Origin of the sequence: Hyella patelloides LEGE 07179, assembly GCF_900659865.1 — a bacterium.
GTDB lineage: Bacteria > Cyanobacteriota > Cyanobacteriia > Cyanobacteriales > Xenococcaceae > Hyella > Hyella patelloides.
Map to the genome: position 1 here is coordinate 1 of NZ_LR213772.1, position 20,113 is coordinate 20,113.

The following is a 20,113-nucleotide window of genomic DNA, read 5'->3' on the forward strand; positions in this document are numbered from 1 at the left end:
AAAAAAATAAAAACAGTAGAAAATATTATTAATGATATTTTCTATGACTTTGACAAACTAAAGTATGAAATCAAGACAAATGGCACAAATATTCTATTAACTGTAAATTAATTTTAATTTTTAGATTATTTATTTTAGGCAATACCAATTATTATCTGTCCCATCATAATCGCCAAAGCAATAGTAACTAAATGTTGAGGAAGCAAAAATTTAATTGGTTTACGGGCTATTTTCTGAGTTAATAATATTGACCATAAAACACCAACAATTAAAGTTGTTCCTTGCAAAAAAGCAATTACAGCAGGATGAGCTACTAATACAGGAAGATTAATACTACTAATACCAAAAGTTGCTAAAGTAACGGGTAAGATACGACCACCTTCATTAAGCCCTAATGTTAAATAGTGAGCGAGATTTCCTGCCAATACCAATGGTAAGTAACCGTAAGCAAGTTCGATAAATGTTTTCGATTTTTGTTGGTTTAATTTTGCTAGTAATTTAACTACTTGATGACCAATTATCGGCAAGATAACAGGTAAAAATAGAACCGCGATCGCAATTATACTATGTTCGGTGAAGATATCTAAATGCCAATCTAAATTAAATCTAGTAGCAATTTCTGGTAAACGATGTAGAAATACCACATTTAATAATAAGAATAACAGGGCTACTTCATAACTTTTTGGGACGTGACTTGTCCATAATTCGATACCAGGAGGACGTAAATTAAATTCTACCGAACGATGGGGACAAGCTTTTAAACAAGTCATACATAAAACACAATCTTTATTGTCTTCAAGTTGTGCGGGATGGGAATATAAAGGACAACCAGCAGTTTCTAATCCTTCTCCTTTAGCTGCGCCTCCTTTATAACATTGATAAGTGGTACATTCTGCCGAACAAGTACCCTGCTGCGCTCTTAATTCAGTAATTGAAAGTTTAGCAAACATCCCATTCATCCCCCCAATAGGACATAAATAGCGACACCAGAAACGTCTTTCAAAAATAGCAGAGCAAATCATAGCACCTGCGGTAATTAGCAATAGTAGCCAAGCTGAAAGATAAGCTGTATTTTCTAAATTCCACAGTTCTTCCCAGAGTAAAATTAAAGCGAATGAACCAAATAAAAGCCATCCGCCATATTTTTCGGCTGTTTGACGAGGCCATTTTTTAAGTTGTCGCGGAAATAGCCAGAGAGATAATTTTTGAGTGATTTCTCCATAAATCATAAAAGGACAAAAAGCACACCATATTCTACCAACAAAGGGAAAACCAATTAAAACTAAGGGCCACCACCAAGCCCAAAAGAAGTTAAGGGCAAAATTTTCTTGTCTATTTTGGGGAGCAATAAATAAGACAGCAACAATAAAAGCAAAAAAGGGAAAAGTAAACCAGTAATTAATTCGATCTGGATACCAATCACTACGCAAAAAACGCCGTAAATCAGGATATTTATTCAAAAGATTGAGGCGATATTTTTTTTTCTTACTTTGGGATTGCCAAACAATTTCTTCTGTAATGTCTTTACAGCTTTCTAATTGAGTTAAGGCTCTTTCTACTATGGTTTCTAATTCTCTTAAATTGTTGGGAAAATCATACGCCTGTAGTTTTCGTAAAGCTTCAGGAGTAACAATAGGCTTGGTAAGACTCTTTTCTTTACTAATGAGATTGATTAAGTATTTTATTTGTTCTTCAATATCTGTTTTTCTAACTCGTAATGGAGGAACTTTAATAATAGTTTCGACTACAGAATCTATAGCAAGTACTTTTTGTTCTGAAATAATGATTATCCTGGCTTGAGATGTTTTTGGCTCTGCTAAAGCTTCACCTTCTCTGGTTATAGGACGATATTGATTAGTTTCAATTAAATCTGCGATCGCAGATATTAACTCTTTTGGTAATTGTTGGATATTATTAAGAATTACTGTTCCTTTCCCCACTGCTTCTAATAAGCCAAATTTACCTTTGTCTCTACCAAATAAATCGGCACCACTAACCTGTAATGTGGCACAATCAACTTTAATAATTAATTCTCGACGAGCATTAGAGCCAAAATGAATTAATGCAGCCAGGTTATCTTTTTCTAAACCTTGTTCACCAAAAAGAATTACAGGCTTTCTATTAGTAGCTGCTGCTTTTATTTGCGCTCTTAATCTTTGAGCATAACGAGATTTTCCAATAACTCCCCGTTTAGCTTTACTAACTAAATAGGGTCTAACAATAGTCTGTCTTTCTTGTTCAAATTCTAATTGTTCGGTGAGACTTTGTACTTGTTGTGCTAACTGTTGGGAATAGACTTTATTGATTTGGGGGTATTGTTTAACTAACTGTTGAAAATCTTCTTTTGAAACATACCAAAACTCGGTTGATTCTAAAGTTGTAACTGTGTATTGGGTATTACGATCTAATAATAAAGAATAGAGATTTAAAGCACAACCACTCAGCAAGCTAACTTCTTGATTTTCTTGATTGTTCTTACTAATTGCTTTTCCTGAAGCTAAAATATATAAACCTGTTGGCTGAGTACCTTCTGCAATAAAAGTTTCATTGGCTGCAATAGTTATTTTAGAAAGTAAAGCAGTTAATGGTTGTAAAACGGTTTCGGATAATATACCCAAAGCTGTTTTTGTTTTTAAGAAGGGAAGAAGTTCAAGTTCAGACATAATCTGTACCTAATTATGGTTTTTCCGCTTTTGTTTAATGTTGGTGTAGAGACCACAGATAAACACAGATGAAGTTGTCAGTTAAGATAGAGGTTTGTCTGTGTTAGGTGGTTGGTCGATCGAATTTTTTCTTGCTTTATTGATAATAATCAGTGTAGTTAATATTACAATATTCTTCTTGAGCAAATATAAATAAACAAGGCTTGACCAATGACACAGCTTACATTAGAAATCAAAAAAATCGACGATAAACTCTCAAAAAGACCGATTAAACTCGATCCTGGCGGTTATTTCATTATTTATATAGACCGCAAAGCACAATTGATTTATGCTAAACACTACACAAATATTATCAATGAAAGAGGCTTAGCTGTAGACCCCGATACAGGAGAAGTAATTGCAGCTAGGGGTAAAACAGTACAACGCATCGCAGAAACCGTTTTTTCCGCTAGAACAGCCAAAGAACTATGTGTCAAAGCGATCGAAGAACCTAACCCCAGCTTGATTACGATGTTCGATCATGCTGCATACTTGGGAAGAGAGTTCACCCGTGCTGAATATGCTCTCGTTACTGGTGAAGAATATATACAGGATTAAAGAAAGGAGTAAGTTGAATCATAAATTTACAAAGCCTACGGCTTTAGCTATAAGCTATAAGCCTTCCATAGCAATCGCGCTTATAGCTATATTTGGGTTAATGCCTCTCCCAAATTATGGAAGCAAGCGTACCTAAAGGAGTGAGAGCTTCAGTTGAAATAGCCCTGCTTATAGCTTATGGCTTATGGCTTACAGCTAATTTACTTTTTAGTAAACCTATAATACAGAAAGCGATCGCTATTATCTATCGAATATCTGCAACTAAATAAAAGCTAACAACTAAATACCCATAGCGATCCGAAAACCAAAAGCATCTGATTTACTATTAGGTTCGGCTTTTAAACGATAAGCAGAACGACAACAACCAGGAAGATGTAACCATGAACCACCCCTTAAGACGCGAGGATTGCGATCGCAACGCGCCTCGCCAACGGCGAGATCGCTGTTTTCTTGCCAACTACTACCATTATTAGGTGCGCCTTGATAGCTATCATGCCAAGTATCTTGACACCACTCTGCTACATTACCGTGGAGATCGTATAAACCAAAACTATTGGGGGAAAAGCTACCTACCTTAGTGGTTTGATTGCGGTTTTCTCCTTCTTCTCCCATACCATAAGTAAATTCGCCGTTATAGTTAGCTAACTCAGTAGTGATAGTACTGCCAAAATGAAAAGGAGTTTTTAGTTTGCCACGACAAGCATACTCCCATTCTGCCTCTGTGGGAAGACGAATCTCACGACCAACACGATCTGATAATTTTTGACAAAATTCTACACAATCAAACCAAGATACTTTTTCTACTGGAAGATCGCTATTTTCTGTAAAACGAGACGGATTTTGTTTCATAATAGCTGACCATTGTGCCTGAGTTACGGGATATTTTCCTATCAAAAAAGGACGTACTTTTACAGGATGTTGAGGACTTTCATTATCTCCTCTTTCTGCTTCATTTTCAGGAGAACCCATGATAAACTGACCGCTAGGAATTCCTACCAAATCAATGGTGACTTCTTGACCTAAATCGAAAGTCGTGTATTTAGCTTTTCCTTGATGTTCAATAGTTTTGAGCTTTGAATGTCTCCCGACAATCACAGAATCATTTTTTGCCACAGTAACAAAACTATATTCGGTTACTTGAAGTTTTAGATTCTGAACTGAGGGCGGTTTTCTACGTTTAGTTGCGGAAACTGTAGAGCTTTTGTGACGGGCTACTACACCATACTGTGCTGTTTTGGAAACACGATAGCGATCGCTAATAAAGGGTTTGGTAGGTTTAATGTGAGAAGCACCACTCGTTCTTGACAAAGCTTCTAATACTTCTTCAACAGTTTGAAAACGTCTTTTCGTTGCGCCTTCAACTAATTTATCTAAAACTCGGCTTAGTTCGTAGCTAATATCATTATCTTCGAGATATTCTCGCCACATCCATTCTCCTTCTGCTAAATCAAATAATTCTGTGGGTTCAGTATTAGTTAAAAGATGTAGGCAAGTTGCCCCTAAACTATAAAGATCGCTAGCAAATTTAGGTTTTCCTGCTGCTTGTTCGGGAGAGATATAGGCAGCAGAACCGATAATTGTTCCCGTCTTAGAAGTATCTAAACCTCCTGTACTTTTGGCTGCACCAAAATCTACTAATACTAGCTTATTATCTTCTTTTCTTCTAATAATGTTCTCAGGTTTAATATCTCGATGAATTACATTGTTAGAGTGAACAAAATTTAGCACTGCTAACATATCATTGAGGAGTTCTTTGATTTGTTGTTCGTGAAAAACTCCTTGTATTGTTAATTCTTTTTGTAAATCATTCCCATCGATAAATTCTTGAATTAGATAGAGTTGCTCTTCTTGATTAAAAAAAGCTAACAATGAAGGTATTTGACTATGTTGACCTAATTCATCAAGACGCATTGCTTCTCTTTCAAAGAGTTCCGCAGCCTTAGCTAATCCTTTTTTACTTTTTACTTGAGGTAAAAACTGTTTAATAACACAGCGAGGTTTCGATGGTTTTTGTTCATCTATTGCCAAAAAGGTACGACCAAAACCGCCTTTGCCTAAAATGTTTAAAGCCCGATAGCGATCGCTAAGTAAGAGTTTTGCTCCACATTCTCGACAAAATTGTGTCTTTTCTGAATTTTTTACCAAACAATCTGGATTAAGACACTGACTCATAACAGTAATAATTAAACAGCAACTAACTTTGTTAGTAATTAGGAATCAGTGAATAAATTAGGAACTGAACCTGATATGAGACTTTTATAACAACAATTAACTACTATCTGCAATATAGTAAAATCATTGATTACATTTGAAGAAAAATATCCGTGTTTTTAACTATATTTGACTGTAATATTTGTTTGACGAGCTAACTAGGCGACGGAGCTTATCCCCATTCGAGGACAAGTACATTCTTGAGGAAACCTCGCCCTAAGCACGCACGAGTTTGACAGTTTGAAATTCAACTCAAAAAAATCTGAAAAATATCTATTAGTTAAGCTGATCCACATTTAACTTGCATAATTCTGACGCTCAACCCCTATATATAGCTTGAAATGTTCTGGCAAACTCGATGTTGGTCAGCTTATCAACTTGATAACCGATAACTAAATTACTGGTAACTGAATTATTACTAAATATTCAACAAATTAGCTACAGGCATGGGTAAAGGTAACAAAATTAATAGCAACAATCCTAAAACGAGTAAACCACAAAAATCTCGCCAATTATCGAGTTCTGTAATATCATTTAAAGCTGGCTGATCTAGTAATGGCATAAACCATAAAATAATCGTCCACAACCAAAAAGAAGGGTGAACTAAAGCAAATAAAATAGCTACAATACGGGCAATTTGTCCGATAGCTACCCCCATTTTTTGACCAAATACAGCATGAACAATATGCCCACCATCTAATTGTCCCACAGGCATTAAATTCAAAGCTGTGATTAATAAACCAATGTACCCAGCGATCGCAACAGGATGTAAGTCAATTGCCCTTCCTGGCTCTAATGTAGTGCCTAAAGCCAATTTAGCCATCAAAGCAAAGAAAAAAGATAAACGAGGATCGATAGCCTCAAAATTAAACAAATTACTTTCTTCTAGGGACACTATTTGAGACTGAGTTAAACCCCAAAATAAGACTGGTAGGGTAACTATAAATCCTGCAATAGGCCCTGCTATGGCAATATCAAATAATGCTCGACGATGGGGAATTGGCGATCGCCTTTGCACAAATGCACCTAATGTTCCCAAAAAGAAAGGTATTGGGATTACATAAGGTAGAGTACAACGAATTTGGTAAGACAATGTGGTGAAGTAATGTCCAAATTCGTGAATTAAGATAATAATTAGTAAAGGAATACTATAAAATAGACCTTGGGTCAAGATATCTGGTTGAGACTGGACTTGTTCCAAAGTGAACCCCTCCATTTCAATCCCTGCAATTGTGGTAGTAAGAGCCGTCATCAAGAGTAAAGACAGAGCAACAACAGGACGGGTTACGGGGTCAAAATCACGCTTATTTTCTTCCCCTTTAGCTTGGGGATTAGGGACTAAAGCAAAAAATGGTTGACCTTTAAAACTCTCTTGAAAAATCAGAAAAAAGCGATCGCCAAAAGCTCCTTCAACATTATCTTTGATTTTGTCATAGGCTTCTTCGGGGATAGTTTTTAACTTTCCCCGACACAAAATTGCTTGAGGTCGATAATCAATATGCTGTAGGTAATAGATATTCCAAGGAAAACAATTTCTTAAAGTAGTTTCTTCCTCATTATTAATCGGGCGCAAAGGAGGAGAAGCAGCAGTATTTGGTTTGGATGCAGGAGAATCTTCTTTTGATACTTGGGATTTTTCTGGAGTTGATTTTCCCATTTGAATTAGCCAACCATAAATTAAGGGACAAGCAAACAGAGGAATTAAGAGTAAAAGAAGGGGAATCGGTCTTTCATCGCCAAAATAGGAAGTCCAAGCAGTCCATAAAAATGCAGGAAACATCATTACTAACCAACATAACCACACAGGAGTTTTGGTAATGTTACTAACGCTACGCTGTACGATGGGGTAAGTGACTATACTAAGTAAAATTAAAACTAACCAAAGTTTCATCTCAAATATCAAAAGTTGACACAGCTTCGCTGTAAAGAATAAGGAAGAAGGAAGAAGAAAGAAAAAAGAAGGATATTTCTGGGATAAAGAATATATCACCCTCAAAAAGCTTCTACCTTTTAAAGCAGACAATCTGTCTGGGACAGGTTTACCACTATGTTTTATGTTTTTGAGCAGCACTCATTTTTTAGGTATAAAATGCAACTAGATTTTGTTGATAAACCCAGTTGTACTAAGTATGCCCCAGAACTCCCCAGGAATTGCTGCTAAAGAGTCGAACAAGAGTAAAATACCTCGTTTTATATTGCCAGGGATTTTTGCCTTTGCTCCTAATAAGGATACTTTAGGTGCTACTGCTTATCTTATTGTAGATAAAAGCCAAAATATTCTGATCGATTGTCCATTATGGCATGATAGCCATCGTGATTTTATTCTCTCTCAAGGAGGGGTTACAAAGCTAATCATTACCCATCGAGGTAGTATAGGTAAAGAAGTTAAAAAACTTCAAGTAGACTTGGATTGTGAAGTAATTATTCAAGAGCAAGAGGCTTATTTACTACCAGAGGTTAAAGTCACTTCTTTTAGAGATCGTTTTATTAGTGCCGAACTAGAACTTATCTGGACTCCTGGTCATTCTCCTGGCTCATCCTGTATCTATTGGAAACAGCAAGGAGGCATTTTGTTTACAGGAAGGCATTTATTACCCAAGTCTGTTACGGAAATTGCACCTATCCATACTGCTAAAACTTTTCATTGGTGGCGACAGCTTAATAGTGTAGCCCAGATACGCGATCGCTTTTCGGCAGAAAATCTTAAATATATTATTTCTGGTGCGAATACTGGATACTTACGAGGACAAGGTTATATTGATGATGCTTATAGTAAGTTACAAAGTTTAGATTTGGATGCTTTAAAGAAGGTTAGTAATTAAATCTTTTCTAAATTGAATGCGATCGAGTATTCAATTAGATTGACCAAAATAATAACTAAAGTTAATCATCTTGTTTAAATCTAACTCCTCTAGCTGACCAAAACTCAAGATGTTTGCGGTTCGCTTTTTCTATTTTGGCTTTTCTCAAATTATCGTTTAAAATATCTGCAATTTGCTGACGCATATAATTTTGGCAATTTTCTTTTGTACTTTGAGTAGGCTGTAAATAATAAATTACATTAGCTCCTAAACTTTTCCACCATAGATTGTGTTGAGAAGATAAATTTAATCCATAAAGGACATAGTTAGCAAAATGTTCGCAATTATGGAGTGCAATACTGTATTTTGCAGCAGTCATGAATTTTTCAATTCTCTCTTTTTCTTGTAGAGTGATTTTCACTGATCCTCTTACTTGTAATCCCTTAACTCCCCATCCGACAGAATTACTAAAATCATTGACTTCACTAAGAAAATAATGATCTGCTAATCTTGCGACAATTGGTATTTTACAAACTTACAATACACTTGATTCAACTATTCTAAAGCTCACATTCATAACTCACATAACTTAATAACTTATCTTATGTAAGAATTTCAATAATTGTCGAGTGGGCATTGCTCAGCCTACTACTAATTAAACAACAGAATAAACGTTTGTAAAATACCTACTGTAAAACCTAAAACACCACCTAAATTAACGATCGCTTGTAGTTCATTTTTCACAATACCTTGAACTGCTAATTCTAAATCTTCAGGAGTGGTTGCCATTACTCGATCTATAATTACTCGATCGATAGATAAAATAGGAATAACTTGGGTTACTAATTGTTCTAAATCTCTCTCTAAATAGCGGTCTAAAATCAAAGCTAATTCTTGAGAAACTACATTCAAAGAACTATTAACCACTGTGGAAGAACGAAATTTCTTAAGTGCGATCGCTGATAAGTTTTCCCAATCAACGGATTCTCCAACACCATGAATAAAGTCTGCTCCACGGTTTTGTAAATAATTTCTAACTGCGTCTCTAGTAGTTTTTCTTAATTGTCTGACAGTTGCTACTGGTAAGTTTTGCAGGGAAAGACTTAATAACCAGTTCCGAATTCGATTACGAATTTCTAAAGAAAAAGTCAATTCTTTGAGTCGAGCATTTGCGATCGCTGGTTCTTCCAAACAAAAAGAACGTAAACGTAATAAACTATTTCTAACACCAAATAGATTAGCGACTACCCAATATGTACCGCTAGTTTTTTCCCGAAAACCTTCATCAATAATTTGAATATTTCGCTCAGTCAAAAAGTCAATCATCAAACGACGTAACATATCAGGAGGAATTACTACCTCTAAGATCCAATCAGAAAATTGTTTGGCTTGGGCTTCTGTGAGTTGAAAATCTAGGAGTATTTGATCGAATACTTGATTAATTTGAGCTTCTAAAAAATCTTCTTTACGAGCTAACAAACGTAACATTCTCGGTAAGGATTGCCCAAATAAATCTCTCAGAATATTAGCAACTAACTTAGCTGTTTTCTGTTCTTTATCTGATTGAATCTGCTCTAACGCCAGTTGTAATAACCACTGAATTGCACCCTGTACTCTATCTAATTGTAGTAATCTTTGTGCTAACTTTTGTAATTCTGTAGGAGTCAATAAAGACCCCATAATCGTATCAGAAACTTTTTGTGCTAATCGTTTTTGATTACTAGGAATTAACCCAGGAGTAAAGGGTAACTTTCTTTTACCAATATAAATAGCTCTATAAGGGCGAAAGAGCATTTTTATGGCTAAATCGTTAGTAAAGTAGCCAATAATTCCTCCAGCGATGGGGGGAATTACAAATATCCAGAGATTAGTGAGTTCCAAAGCGATAATAAAGTTGTCTGTAATTAGTTCTTACTTCTAATTGTTAGTGATTAATGCCTTAATTAGTTATATTGTACGTCTAATGTGAATTGAAATTACTTTTGATATAGCCTAAATCGTCGTAAAAGAAAGCTTTTCTGCCCTGCAAGAATAGCGAGAATAATACCTATAGACTAAAATGGGTGAATTGATCTTTAGCTTATAGCTTACAGCTTACAGCTTATAGCTACGAACTAATAAGTCTCAAGCGAAGGGTCTTGGTGAGCATTCCCTTGCGTCTGTCGCCGACGCGGGGTCTCACCGCTAATTCACATCAGGCGTATTGTATGACTCATCTTTATTTTTTTAGCACTAATACTCCCATCATGCCACCAACCAGAGGATAATGAACTGCTTTAGTAAATCCCGCATTATCAGCTAATTTTACTTGTTCTTTTCCTGTGGGAAATTTTGCCAAGCTGGGAATTAAATAAGCATATTCTTCTGTCATGTTAAGACTTTGCGCTGTAGGAATGACAATATTATTGAGATACCATTGCTGAAAAGTATCCATAAAAGCAGAGTCGGGACGATGAAAGTCCAAAATAGCAATATATGCTCCAGGCTTAAGTACTCGATAAATCTCTCGTAAACATAGAGGAATATCGGTTACATTACGCAAACCATAGCCCATAGTAGCACAGTGAAAATAGTTATCAGCAAAAGGTAAATTGAGCGCATCTCCTTCCAACCATTGCAAAGGAAAATTTACAAACTTCTTTTGTTGTCTTTCTGCTGCGATTTGTAGCTGTTGACAAGCAAAGTCTAAACCAATTACTTTACCTTGCTTACCTACTTTTTTCGCCAACATAAAGGCTAAATCACCACTACCGCAACAAATATCTAAGGCAGTGTCTCCAGGGCGAGGATGAATCCATTTTACTGCCATCATCTTCCAAATACGATGTTGACCAAAGCTCAAGCGATCGTTAAGATTGTCGTATTCTGTAGCGATGCGATCGAATATGGCTTTAATTTCGGTAGCTTCAGGATTGAGGTTTTGCTTCATCACCTTATCAGTAATCAGTTATCAATTATCAATTATCAGTCATCAGCGATCGATCCCCCGAAACATCACCTAAAAAATGCCTTGATTGCCACTAGATACAGTAATTAACGATAAAGTTTCTTGATTTCGCTGTAACAGACATACCAAAAGTAAACAGTGAGATTAATTAAACCAATTAATTTAGTGCCATCTTCTAGCATGGCATGAAGTCCTCGATTTTGGATGGGTGCAATATCCGCAGCACTGGAAAAACCAAATAAAAAGAAAGCTAACAGCAAAGGAAAGTAAGGTGTCTGAGAAATAATAGACCAAAATCTTTTGCCATAAGCAACTAACAATACACCATAGGTTAGGTAAATTGCAGCTTTGACTTTGAGATAAGAATTAAAAAAAGCTGATAATATTAGAGTCATACGAAAGCGGTCATCAATGTATAGAAGAGTCATTAATAAACCACTAGAAAGAAAAAAGATTTGACGGCGATGGATACGTGGTAATAAAGTACAGGTAAATAGACAAATTGCGATCGCGATACACCAAATAATCTCAGAAATACCCGTTAACCAACCAAAATAAAAATAGTGGCTGGAAAAAGGATCGCTAAATAAATTAGCCAAACCTTGTTCTTTCCCTTGGATTCTGGCATAAATACCTAAAGTACTTAAAACGATAATAGCCAAAATATTGAGGAAGATTAACAAAGGAAGGCGACTTAGATGTTGCTTGCCTAAAACAATAAAAGATTTTAGAGCTTTAATACTGGCAATTTCTGGTTTCATAGATAATTTTTTCTACATCACAGTTGAGTTGCAATTAAATTTGGGATTAGATTCTGAACTACTTACGCTGCATTGGTAATGAAATAAATTTAAGAGCAAATATCGAGCCTGTTTACGTAAAATAAGCAAAAAAAAGACGGGTTACACATAAAACAATTAAACTCATCGTAGAACAAATTTTTTTGTCTTGGTGTGCTGTATCTCGATCGTCACAAGAGACGTTCAGTAATTTCCAAAAATTCGGATTTGGTCTGATAACTGCTTACTGATAAAGTTCTCTTACATTCATAATAGGCATCCGCGATCGCACTTTTAAGTCGATACTGGAAATATCCCCCCTAGTGTAATGTTCGACTGCTGCACAAGCAATCATCGCTGCATTATCCGTACAAAGCTTTAAAGGGGGGAAATAAACCTGAATATCGTGTTTTTGGGCTGCTGCTAACAGATGTTCTCGTAATTCGCTATTGGCTGCGACTCCACCCCCGACAGTAATCGTTTTTAAGCCATAGTCTAAAGCACATCGGATAGTTCTTTTGGTTAATACTCGCGCTACCGTATTTTGGAAACTAGCAGCAAGATCGGCGACGGGAATTTCTCCTTTTTCTGCCAACTTTTGGGTTAACCTAAGTACCGCAGTTTTTAAACCACTAAAGCTAGTGTCATAAGGATGATAACCTCCTTCTGGTAAAGAAATTCTGCCTTCTGGTAAGGGAAACGCTTGGGGATTGCCCGATTTTGCTAATTTATCAATAATAGGTCCCCCTGGATAACCCAGATTTAGTAGCCTGGCTACCTTATCAAAAGCTTCTCCTGCTGCATCATCCCTCGTAGTACCCAGCATCTCATAGTGACCGCAATCTTTAACGTAAATCATGCTGGTGTGTCCCCCCGAAACCAAAAGACAGAGAAAAGGCGGTTTTAACTCTGGTTGCGACAGATAAGAAGCGTAAATATGTCCTTCTAGATGATGTACTCCCAAAAAAGGCTTATTATGCACCATTGCTAAGGTTTTAGCTGCGGTAACACCTACTAATAATGCCCCTACCAATCCAGGCGCACAGGTACTAGCAATACCATCTAGATCTTGCCATGATAGTCCCGATTCTGCGATCGCTTCACTTAAACAAAAGTTAATACTTTCTAAGTGTTTTCGTGATGCTAATTCAGGAACAACCCCACCATATTTTTGATGTAAATCGATCTGTGAAGCTACAATACTACTCAAAACTTGACGATTCTTTACAATAGCCACGGCTGTTTCGTCACAACTTGTTTCGATTGCTAAAATTGTTGCCATCCTTTGATAAGTTTATCTAGAAGAATAATAATTCTTGAGCAATCCTACTGAGGAAATAAATCTCAGCCCAGGAAAGCACAAATCGACGAGAGCAACCTTGTGGATGTTTTATCCACTAAGTAACGATCTTGTCATGACGCTTTACTTTACAATAAAAAACAAAAGTAAAGTTTTTCGGCGCACAAGAGATATCTTGACGCTTTTGTTTAAACACCATTATCCCCTGTAATAATAAGGAAACAAATCCATGAAAAGATTGTTTGCTTTAATCCTCGTTGTAACCTTGTGGTTCAACTTTGCTCCTTCGGCATCCGCAGAAGGCGTAGCAGGATTAACCCCCTGTGCAGACACTCCTGCATTTCAACAAAAATCTCAAAACTACTTAAACACTACTGACGATCCCAATTCTGGAGCAATTCGAGCAGAACGCTATGCTCAAGCTCTTTGTGGCCCTGAAGGATATCCCCACTTGATTGTAGATGGTCGTTGGTCACACATCGGTGATTTCTTTATCCCTAGCGTTCTTTTCCTTTACATAGCTGGCTGGATTGGCTGGGCTGGACGTTCTTATCTGATTGCTGTGCGTGATGAGAAAAACGCTGAAATGAAGGAAATTATTATCGATGTGCCTTTAGCAATTAGCAAAATGTTAGCTGCTGCTACTTGGCCCTTGCTAGCTTTCGGTGAATTTACCAGTGGTAACTTTATCGCTAATAATTCTGACATCCCGATTTCTCCCCGCTAGAAATTTGGTTTAGTTTACTGTTTTAATGGAGAAAAATTTATGGCAGACTTACAAAAGTTTCTTTCTACTGCTCCGGTAATGATTATGGCTCTCTTAACTGTTACCGCAGGTATTTTAATCGAGTTTAATCGTTTTTACCCCGATTTACTTTTCCACCCTTAAGTTCAAAAATTTAGGAATACAATCTTCAGTATCCTCAGATTTTACCTAGTAAGTGCAATTTGAATTTTCTACCTAAAAATTATCAATGATTTAATTATTTTTTCTTCAAGAAAGAAGTTTGGCATCTTGATTAAGGTGTTTAAGGTTCATTGATAGAGGTAGATTAAACAAATAAAATAAGCTCGCGATAACCAAGAGTAAATGCTTTGCTGTATAACTTTTGAGAATCGCGGGTTTTTTGTGTAATTAAAATAAGACTTATTCCCAGGTATTTGTTCTGGTAGCTATTAGTTTTAAACGTCAAATTAACCAATAAGCCTAAATGCGATCGCTATGTATTGGTAGTTTTTCTTTCTTTTCATGAGTACTATTATCATCTGCTACTGGTAGTTTTATTTGCTCCTCATCAGTACTATCATCTTGACGAGTGGTTGTATCTATTAGCTTTTCGATAATGGCTTCCAAAGCGCGATCGCTGAAACTAACAATAAAACAAAACATCAATGCAGCACCTTTATTTATTTCATCTGAATTTGGTGAATTTGCTGAATTTGCTCCTGAAAAATCACCAAAAAATATTGCACCAGCATAAAAGAAATGATATGCAATAATACTCATGACAATACCGATAGCGGGTCTAGCAAGTAACCATCGAAGTTCTTGCCCAAAAGCAGCTTTTCTCTTTTCTGTATAAAACTTATAAAGAATAGCTGCCAAACTCCCCAAAGCTCCTGAAACTAATGCCCAAATAGGAGTGTCAAAAAAAGGAATATCTTTATCTTGAATATCTGGATTGTGATAGCTATGAACCATAACTAAAATCAAACCTATAGTATAAATAAAAATCAAAACAATATTAAATATTTTTAATCCTTTTTGCTGTCTTTTATCTTTTATTTCCAAGTTAAGTAATCTTTCTATTTCTGACAAATAGATATCGGCTTCATTAAGACAATTTATCTTTTCTATTTCTTCTGTTTTGTCTTTACACGAATCAATACTATTTTGTACTAGATCGATGCATTCTTGAACACTTTCTAATCTTTGTGGATTTGGATGAATATGTTTAATAAACGATTTAGAATCATTAAACCTTTTGACTATTAACCGTTTTTTGCCTTCATAAGTTTCCAAATTTCTGTCTAATAGTTCTATCCTTAAATTTTTTAATCTTACCTTTGCTTCTTTGATGTATCTTTGGCTTTGCCAGTAATAAGAGCTATATATACAAGTTAATAAAAAAGGTAAGAAAAACCCTAACAAAATAAAAATATAATCAGATATAACTGTGTAAGGTTCTACAACTAGAAAAATAGGAAAAATAGGAAAAATCAGAAAAAAGGCTAAAAATAAAAATATAAATAATATCTTTAGATTTCTAGCTTCATTCAACTGCATTAAATATTCTTCGTATTCAGTGATTGCCTTACGTATTTTTCTTACACAATCTTCTGAATCGGTAGATTCATTGATATAACTAATATTTGGCTTTTGTGGTTTGGGAATTGCTTCTAGAATACTTTTGTAAATCCGTCGATAAATACCTATCATCAATCTATTGGAATTAGCCATAATGATTTCTCCTAAGTGAACTAACCCCATAGTAAAAATTGCCAGCAAAAGAATCATCTGAAAAACGTCTCGAATTGCTCTTAAACTAAAGCAATAAAGCAGTTCTTACTTAAGCTGATAGACTAAGTATATTTTCCTAAGACTAAAGTCTCTTACCATAACCCGTAACTTGTCACCAAAGTGATAAATTAAGTCTCAACAGTGGCGATTGAGAGAAGCTTCGCATTTTAATTAAAGAAAGATTCTTTTTATAACTGTTTTTATGATTTCTTCTGTAAAATTTCTCCCTAACCCATTTCGCTTTTTACTCATTACTGAATGGGTAATGCTGGCTAGCTGTGGTTCGCTTGCTATAGTTGAAGCTTGGCAAGGTCATTTAATTCCCGTTCAACATATTTCGATTTTGGTAGTTTTGGGTTTGATGGGTTTGGTTTTGCCTACGGGAAATCTTTTGTTTAACGTCAGTTCGATGTCATACAAAAAAGGGGAAATCAAGAACAAGCTATTTTACAGATCGCGATGATAAGGTAGAACAAATCAAAGGATTACGACTAAATCAATTAATAAATATAGCAAAAATGGATCGAGAATCAGCAAAAAGCAATGAGTTGGCTGCCAAACTTCAACAAATCTCGACAGAGATTAACCAATTAGCCGAACAAAATCAAGATGATATTTTGTTTTTATTAGCTTTGTTACGTGATCTGGAAAAAACTCACCGTCAAATACGCACTACAATGTTTGAAAACTCTTTACCTAAAACTCGTAACGATCTGTATAACTTGGTTAAAGATATTGAAGAACAAGGAGGCTGGCCCTATATTGAAAGAATGAGATTGCGAAAATTATTGAAAAATATGGATTCAGATTTTATCCCAAATTCTTCTAAAAAGTAACTAAGTGATTAGAATTAATTTAAAGCTGCCTGTGAATGGAGTTACCGAGTCAAGAGTCAGTAGTTTTTTATCTAAAACTACGCTGCAAAAATAAATTAACAATCACAATTGCTAGTTGCTATTTTACACATCCAAATTTTTGGCACTCATGCAATAAGTCTAGATTATTTTAGATAGTTTAGTCTGCTTATTAGTTAAATAAGACACAATATCAATCTGTTGGTCGAAATATGCCATCTTTAAACAATTGATAATAGCTTTGCAAACGTAAGGGAAACGGTTAATCTAAAAGATAGTTATTTTAAGTTACTAAATATTGATTTTATGGCTTTTACTATTAAACCTATTAAATTTGGTACTGACGGGTGGCGAGGAGTAATTGCTGCTGATTTTACCTTTGAAAGAGTAGCAATGTTAGCCCCCTTAGCTGCTAAAGTTTTAAAAGATAACTATGGGGAACTTACTGATAGTAATACAGTTATTGTGGGCTACGATCGCCGATTTATGGCAGAAAATTTCGCTAAACTAGCAGCCGAAGCAGTTCAAGAAGCAGGTTTTGATGTCTTGCTATCTGAAGGCTATGCCCCCACACCCGCTTTTAGTTGGGCTGCAAAGGCTAAAAATGCCCTCGGCGCAATTGTAATGACGGCATCCCATAACCCCGCAAACTATTTGGGATTAAAAGTAAAAAGTGCGATGGGGGGATCCGTTGCACCAGAAATTACCCAGCAAATTGAATCAATTTTAGATAAAAAGTTACCTACTCCCGAAAAATCAGGAAAAATAGAATCATTCGACCCCTGGCCTAGTTATGTTGCTGGTTTACAGGAAAAAGTAGATATTGGCAAAATTAGATCGGCTATTACCTCTGGAAAGGTAAAAGTTTATGTAGATGTTATGCATGGTGCAGCAGCTACGGGTTTAGAAAGACTATTAGGCTGTTCTGTAGAAGAGATTAACAGCGATCGCGATCCCTTATTTAACGGTGGTGCGCCTGAGCCTTTACCTAAATATTTACCCGATTTCTTCCGCGCTATTAAAGAAGGTGTCAAAAAATATCCTGATAGTATTCGCGTTGGCTTAGTTTTTGATGGGGATAGCGATCGCATTGCAGGAGCAGATGGGGAAGGTAATTTTTTAAGCTCTCAGGTGTTAATCCCTATTTTGATTAAACATTTGGCTCAGAGTAAAGGCTTTACAGGAGAGATTGTTAAAACGGTGAGTGGCTCTGATTTGATTCCCCGTATCGCTAAACTGTACGAGCGTGATGTTTATCAAACTCCTATCGGTTACAAGTATATCGGCGATCGGATGCTGAATGCTGAGGTGATGATTGGTGGTGAAGAATCTGGTGGTATTGGTTACGGTACACATATTCCTGAAAGAGATGCTTTACTTTCTGCTTTATATGTCTTAGAAGCGGTGGTGGAGTCTGGTAAAGATTTAGGGGCAATTTACGGCGAATTAGAAGCAGCAACAGGTTTTTCTGCTCAATATGACCGTATTGATTTACCCCTAGCTAGCATGGATGTGAGAGCCAAATTATTGGCTCGTTTAGCGAAAGATGCTCCTACAGAAGTAGCAGGAAAAACAGTTAAAGATTGTCTTTCTATTGATGGTTACAAATTCCGTTTAGAAGACGATAGCTGGTTATTAATTCGCTTTAGCGGTACAGAGCCAGTATTAAGACTATACTGTCAAGCTGACAATATGACAGAAGTTCGTAAGACTTTAGAATGGGCTAGAGATTGGGCAAATTCTGTTTAAAGTAGTGTGGGCGACCGAAGGAAGTACTTTAGTGCAATGCCCACCCTACCGCCAACATTTTGTGATTTAGTATCAGATTGAGATGTTCGCTTAGAGATTAGAATACAATTCCTTGATTTTGTTAATTACTTCTTCTATTGATAGACGATCGGTAATAATTTCTATAGCATCATCAGCTTTTTTTAATGGTGCGATCGCTCTATTACTATCTTTATTATCTCGCTCAATAATTTCTTGTTCTAACTGTTTTAAATTAATATCTTTATAGCCTTGATTTTGTAAATCTGAGAGTCTTCTTTTAGCTCTTTCTTGAGGAGAAGCGGTTAAGAAAATTTTCAACTCAGCATCAGGAAAAACGTTAGTACCAATATCTCTACCTTCGGCAATAATTCCCCCTTCCACACCATAATTTTGTTGTGCTTGGACTAACTCTTTTCTGACAGCAGCTTGAGCGGAAATTGCCGATACATTAGCCGTAACTTCTGGTGTGCGAATTGCTTGGGTAACTTCTTGTTGATTAATATAAACTTCTACAGGAAGATGAGGTGTATTACCAGGAATTAAATCTATTTTGACTCCTTTAACGATCTTAGCTACTGCTGATTCATCATCTACAACAATCTGAGAATTCATTACCAGCCAAGTTACTGCACGGTACATTGCACCCGTATCTAAATAAAGTAAACCCAACTCTTTTGCCACGCGACGGGTAACCGTAGACTTTCCTGCTCCTGCTGGGCCATCAATAGCCACAATAGGCTGACGCAATATTATATTATCAATTAAACGAGTCTTTCCCAAATGAGCAGCGATCGCCAATAATCCTGTTTTTTCCACTATCGTTAAAGGCTGTAAGGTTGCGGGATCGACTAATTCCACATACTGCATCTTAACTTCTGGGATAGTAGCTAACTGGTTTTTCACCGTTTTTATTAAACTAGCAGTTTCCTTGATGCCTTTTCTAAAAGCGATCGCTGCTTGTTGTAAACTACGATGTAAAATAGTCGCTTGGGTTTTCTCTTCTGGGGTTAAATACTGATTGCGGGAGCTTAAAGCGAGTCCCGATTCTTCCCTAACAATCTGACAACCCACAATGTTTACAGGAAGATTGAAGTCAATAACTAAACGACGAATAATAGCTAACTGTTGAGCATCTTTTTGACCAAAATAAGCGCGATCGGGCTGTACAATATTTAATAGTTTTGTAACTATGGTGGCTACTCCTATAAAATGTCCAGGGCGATATTTACCGCATAAACCAGAAGTCATCGACTCAGGAGGAATTACTGTGGTGGTGTTAGTTTGAGTTTCGGTGTCTCCTGTAACGCCAATTTCTTCTACGGAAGGAGCAAAAACAATCTTCACCCCCAATTTTTCACATAATTGACAATCAGCTTCTACATTACGGGGATATTGTGCTAAATCTTCATGAGGAGCAAACTGTAGGGGATTTACAAAAATGCTTACTACTACAGCATCGCATTCACTAATTGCTCTTTTAATTAAACTAATATGACCTTGATGTAATGCTCCCATAGTAGGCACTAAACCTACTTGTTTTTCCTTTAATTTAATATTATTAAGGGCTGTTCGTAGTTCAAGGAGATTATAAATAATAAGCATTTTTGTAGGAACTTAAAATATCAAATAATTAGTAATTGGTAATTAGAAAACTGATACGCGATCGATAT

Annotated in this window: 18 protein-coding genes; 8 read left to right on the plus strand and 10 right to left on the minus strand. The window is 36.1% G+C overall.

Translation table 11 applies throughout. The features are described 5' to 3' along the window. Positions 1 to 134: 134 nt before the first annotated feature. Positions 135 to 2,663 (minus strand): sigma 54-interacting transcriptional regulator, encoded by a 2,529-nt coding sequence (locus H1P_RS01825; RefSeq protein WP_144863565.1) that lies wholly within the window; start codon positions 2,661 to 2,663, stop codon positions 135 to 137. A 210-nt stretch (positions 2,664 to 2,873) separates the two neighbouring features. On the opposite strand from H1P_RS01825, the gene H1P_RS01830 reads away from it, so the two are divergent. Both H1P_RS01830 and H1P_RS35635 read left to right on the plus strand, forming a co-directional pair. After that, on the plus strand, positions 2,874 to 3,260 hold the full coding sequence (locus tag H1P_RS01830; RefSeq protein WP_144863567.1) for a DUF4346 domain-containing protein: 387 nt from the start codon (positions 2,874 to 2,876) through the stop codon (positions 3,258 to 3,260). 116 nt (positions 3,261 to 3,376) lie between these two features. Beyond that, positions 3,377 to 3,529 carry a hypothetical protein gene (locus tag H1P_RS35635; protein WP_186375794.1) on the plus strand — a complete coding sequence of 51 codons (153 nt, stop codon included), beginning with the start codon at positions 3,377 to 3,379 and terminating at the stop codon, positions 3,527 to 3,529. 10 nt (positions 3,530 to 3,539) lie between these two features. Here H1P_RS35635 and H1P_RS01835 read toward each other — a convergent pair whose 3' ends face one another. Beyond that, entirely contained in the window at positions 3,540 to 5,432 is a 1,893-nt protein-coding gene (locus H1P_RS01835; RefSeq protein WP_144863568.1) for a bifunctional serine/threonine-protein kinase/formylglycine-generating enzyme family protein, read from the minus strand. A 457-nt stretch (positions 5,433 to 5,889) separates the two neighbouring features. Continuing rightward, positions 5,890 to 7,362, minus strand: coding sequence for a site-2 protease family protein (locus tag H1P_RS01840; RefSeq protein WP_144863570.1), 1,473 nt, complete (start codon positions 7,360 to 7,362; stop codon positions 5,890 to 5,892). Positions 7,363 to 7,600: 238 nt separating this feature from the next. On the opposite strand from H1P_RS01840, the gene H1P_RS01845 reads away from it, so the two are divergent. Then, positions 7,601 to 8,293 carry an MBL fold metallo-hydrolase gene (locus tag H1P_RS01845; protein WP_144863572.1) on the plus strand — a complete coding sequence of 231 codons (693 nt, stop codon included), beginning with the start codon at positions 7,601 to 7,603 and terminating at the stop codon, positions 8,291 to 8,293. Between the two features lie 61 nt (positions 8,294 to 8,354). On the opposite strand, the gene H1P_RS01850 is transcribed toward H1P_RS01845, so the two are convergent. The 5 genes from H1P_RS01850 to tsaD all read right to left on the minus strand — a co-directional run bounded on the left by H1P_RS01850 (position 8,355) and on the right by tsaD (position 13,280). Then, a complete protein-coding gene (locus tag H1P_RS01850) occupies positions 8,355 to 8,693 on the minus strand; it encodes a hypothetical protein (protein ID WP_144863574.1) in 339 nt (112 codons plus the stop codon). Between the two features lie 230 nt (positions 8,694 to 8,923). Beyond that, positions 8,924 to 10,162 (minus strand): DUF445 domain-containing protein, encoded by a 1,239-nt coding sequence (locus H1P_RS01855; RefSeq protein WP_425461519.1) that lies wholly within the window; start codon positions 10,160 to 10,162, stop codon positions 8,924 to 8,926. Between the two features lie 328 nt (positions 10,163 to 10,490). Next, positions 10,491 to 11,201 carry a bifunctional demethylmenaquinone methyltransferase/2-methoxy-6-polyprenyl-1,4-benzoquinol methylase UbiE gene (ubiE, locus tag H1P_RS01860; RefSeq protein WP_144863664.1) on the minus strand — a complete coding sequence of 237 codons (711 nt, stop codon included), beginning with the start codon at positions 11,199 to 11,201 and terminating at the stop codon, positions 10,491 to 10,493. Positions 11,202 to 11,305: 104 nt separating this feature from the next. Further along, on the minus strand, positions 11,306 to 11,980 hold the full coding sequence (locus H1P_RS01865; RefSeq protein WP_144863578.1) for a hypothetical protein: 675 nt from the start codon (positions 11,978 to 11,980) through the stop codon (positions 11,306 to 11,308). 262 nt (positions 11,981 to 12,242) lie between these two features. Continuing rightward, on the minus strand, positions 12,243 to 13,280 hold the full coding sequence (gene tsaD / locus H1P_RS01870; RefSeq protein ID WP_144863580.1) for a tRNA (adenosine(37)-N6)-threonylcarbamoyltransferase complex transferase subunit TsaD: 1,038 nt from the start codon (positions 13,278 to 13,280) through the stop codon (positions 12,243 to 12,245). 247 nt (positions 13,281 to 13,527) lie between these two features. On the opposite strand from tsaD, the gene H1P_RS01875 reads away from it, so the two are divergent. Beyond that, entirely contained in the window at positions 13,528 to 14,025 is a 498-nt protein-coding gene (locus H1P_RS01875) for a Photosystem I reaction center subunit III (RefSeq protein ID WP_144863582.1), read from the plus strand. Between the two features lie 39 nt (positions 14,026 to 14,064). Then, entirely contained in the window at positions 14,065 to 14,187 is a 123-nt protein-coding gene (gene psaJ / locus H1P_RS01880; protein ID WP_144863584.1) for a photosystem I reaction center subunit IX, read from the plus strand. Between the two features lie 318 nt (positions 14,188 to 14,505). On the opposite strand, the gene H1P_RS01885 is transcribed toward psaJ, so the two are convergent. Then, positions 14,506 to 15,759, minus strand: coding sequence for a hypothetical protein (locus H1P_RS01885; RefSeq protein ID WP_144863586.1), 1,254 nt, complete (start codon positions 15,757 to 15,759; stop codon positions 14,506 to 14,508). 262 nt (positions 15,760 to 16,021) lie between these two features. Here H1P_RS01885 and H1P_RS01890 point away from each other — a divergent pair, with 262 nt between their 5' ends. The 3 genes from H1P_RS01890 to H1P_RS01900 all read left to right on the plus strand — a co-directional run bounded on the left by H1P_RS01890 (position 16,022) and on the right by H1P_RS01900 (position 18,422). Then, positions 16,022 to 16,282 (plus strand): hypothetical protein, encoded by a 261-nt coding sequence (locus H1P_RS01890; RefSeq protein WP_246141426.1) that lies wholly within the window; start codon positions 16,022 to 16,024, stop codon positions 16,280 to 16,282. Between the two features lie 55 nt (positions 16,283 to 16,337). After that, positions 16,338 to 16,655, plus strand: coding sequence for a hypothetical protein (locus H1P_RS01895; protein ID WP_144863588.1), 318 nt, complete (start codon positions 16,338 to 16,340; stop codon positions 16,653 to 16,655). Positions 16,656 to 16,979: 324 nt separating this feature from the next. Further along, positions 16,980 to 18,422, plus strand: a complete 1,443-nt coding sequence (locus H1P_RS01900; RefSeq protein ID WP_144863590.1) for a phosphoglucomutase/phosphomannomutase family protein — start codon at positions 16,980 to 16,982, stop codon at positions 18,420 to 18,422. A 90-nt stretch (positions 18,423 to 18,512) separates the two neighbouring features. Here the strand turns inward: H1P_RS01900 and H1P_RS01905 are convergent, their stop codons facing one another. After that, positions 18,513 to 20,045, minus strand: coding sequence for a bifunctional pantoate--beta-alanine ligase/(d)CMP kinase (locus H1P_RS01905; protein ID WP_144863592.1), 1,533 nt, complete (start codon positions 20,043 to 20,045; stop codon positions 18,513 to 18,515). Between the last annotated feature and the right edge of the window lie 68 nt (positions 20,046 to 20,113).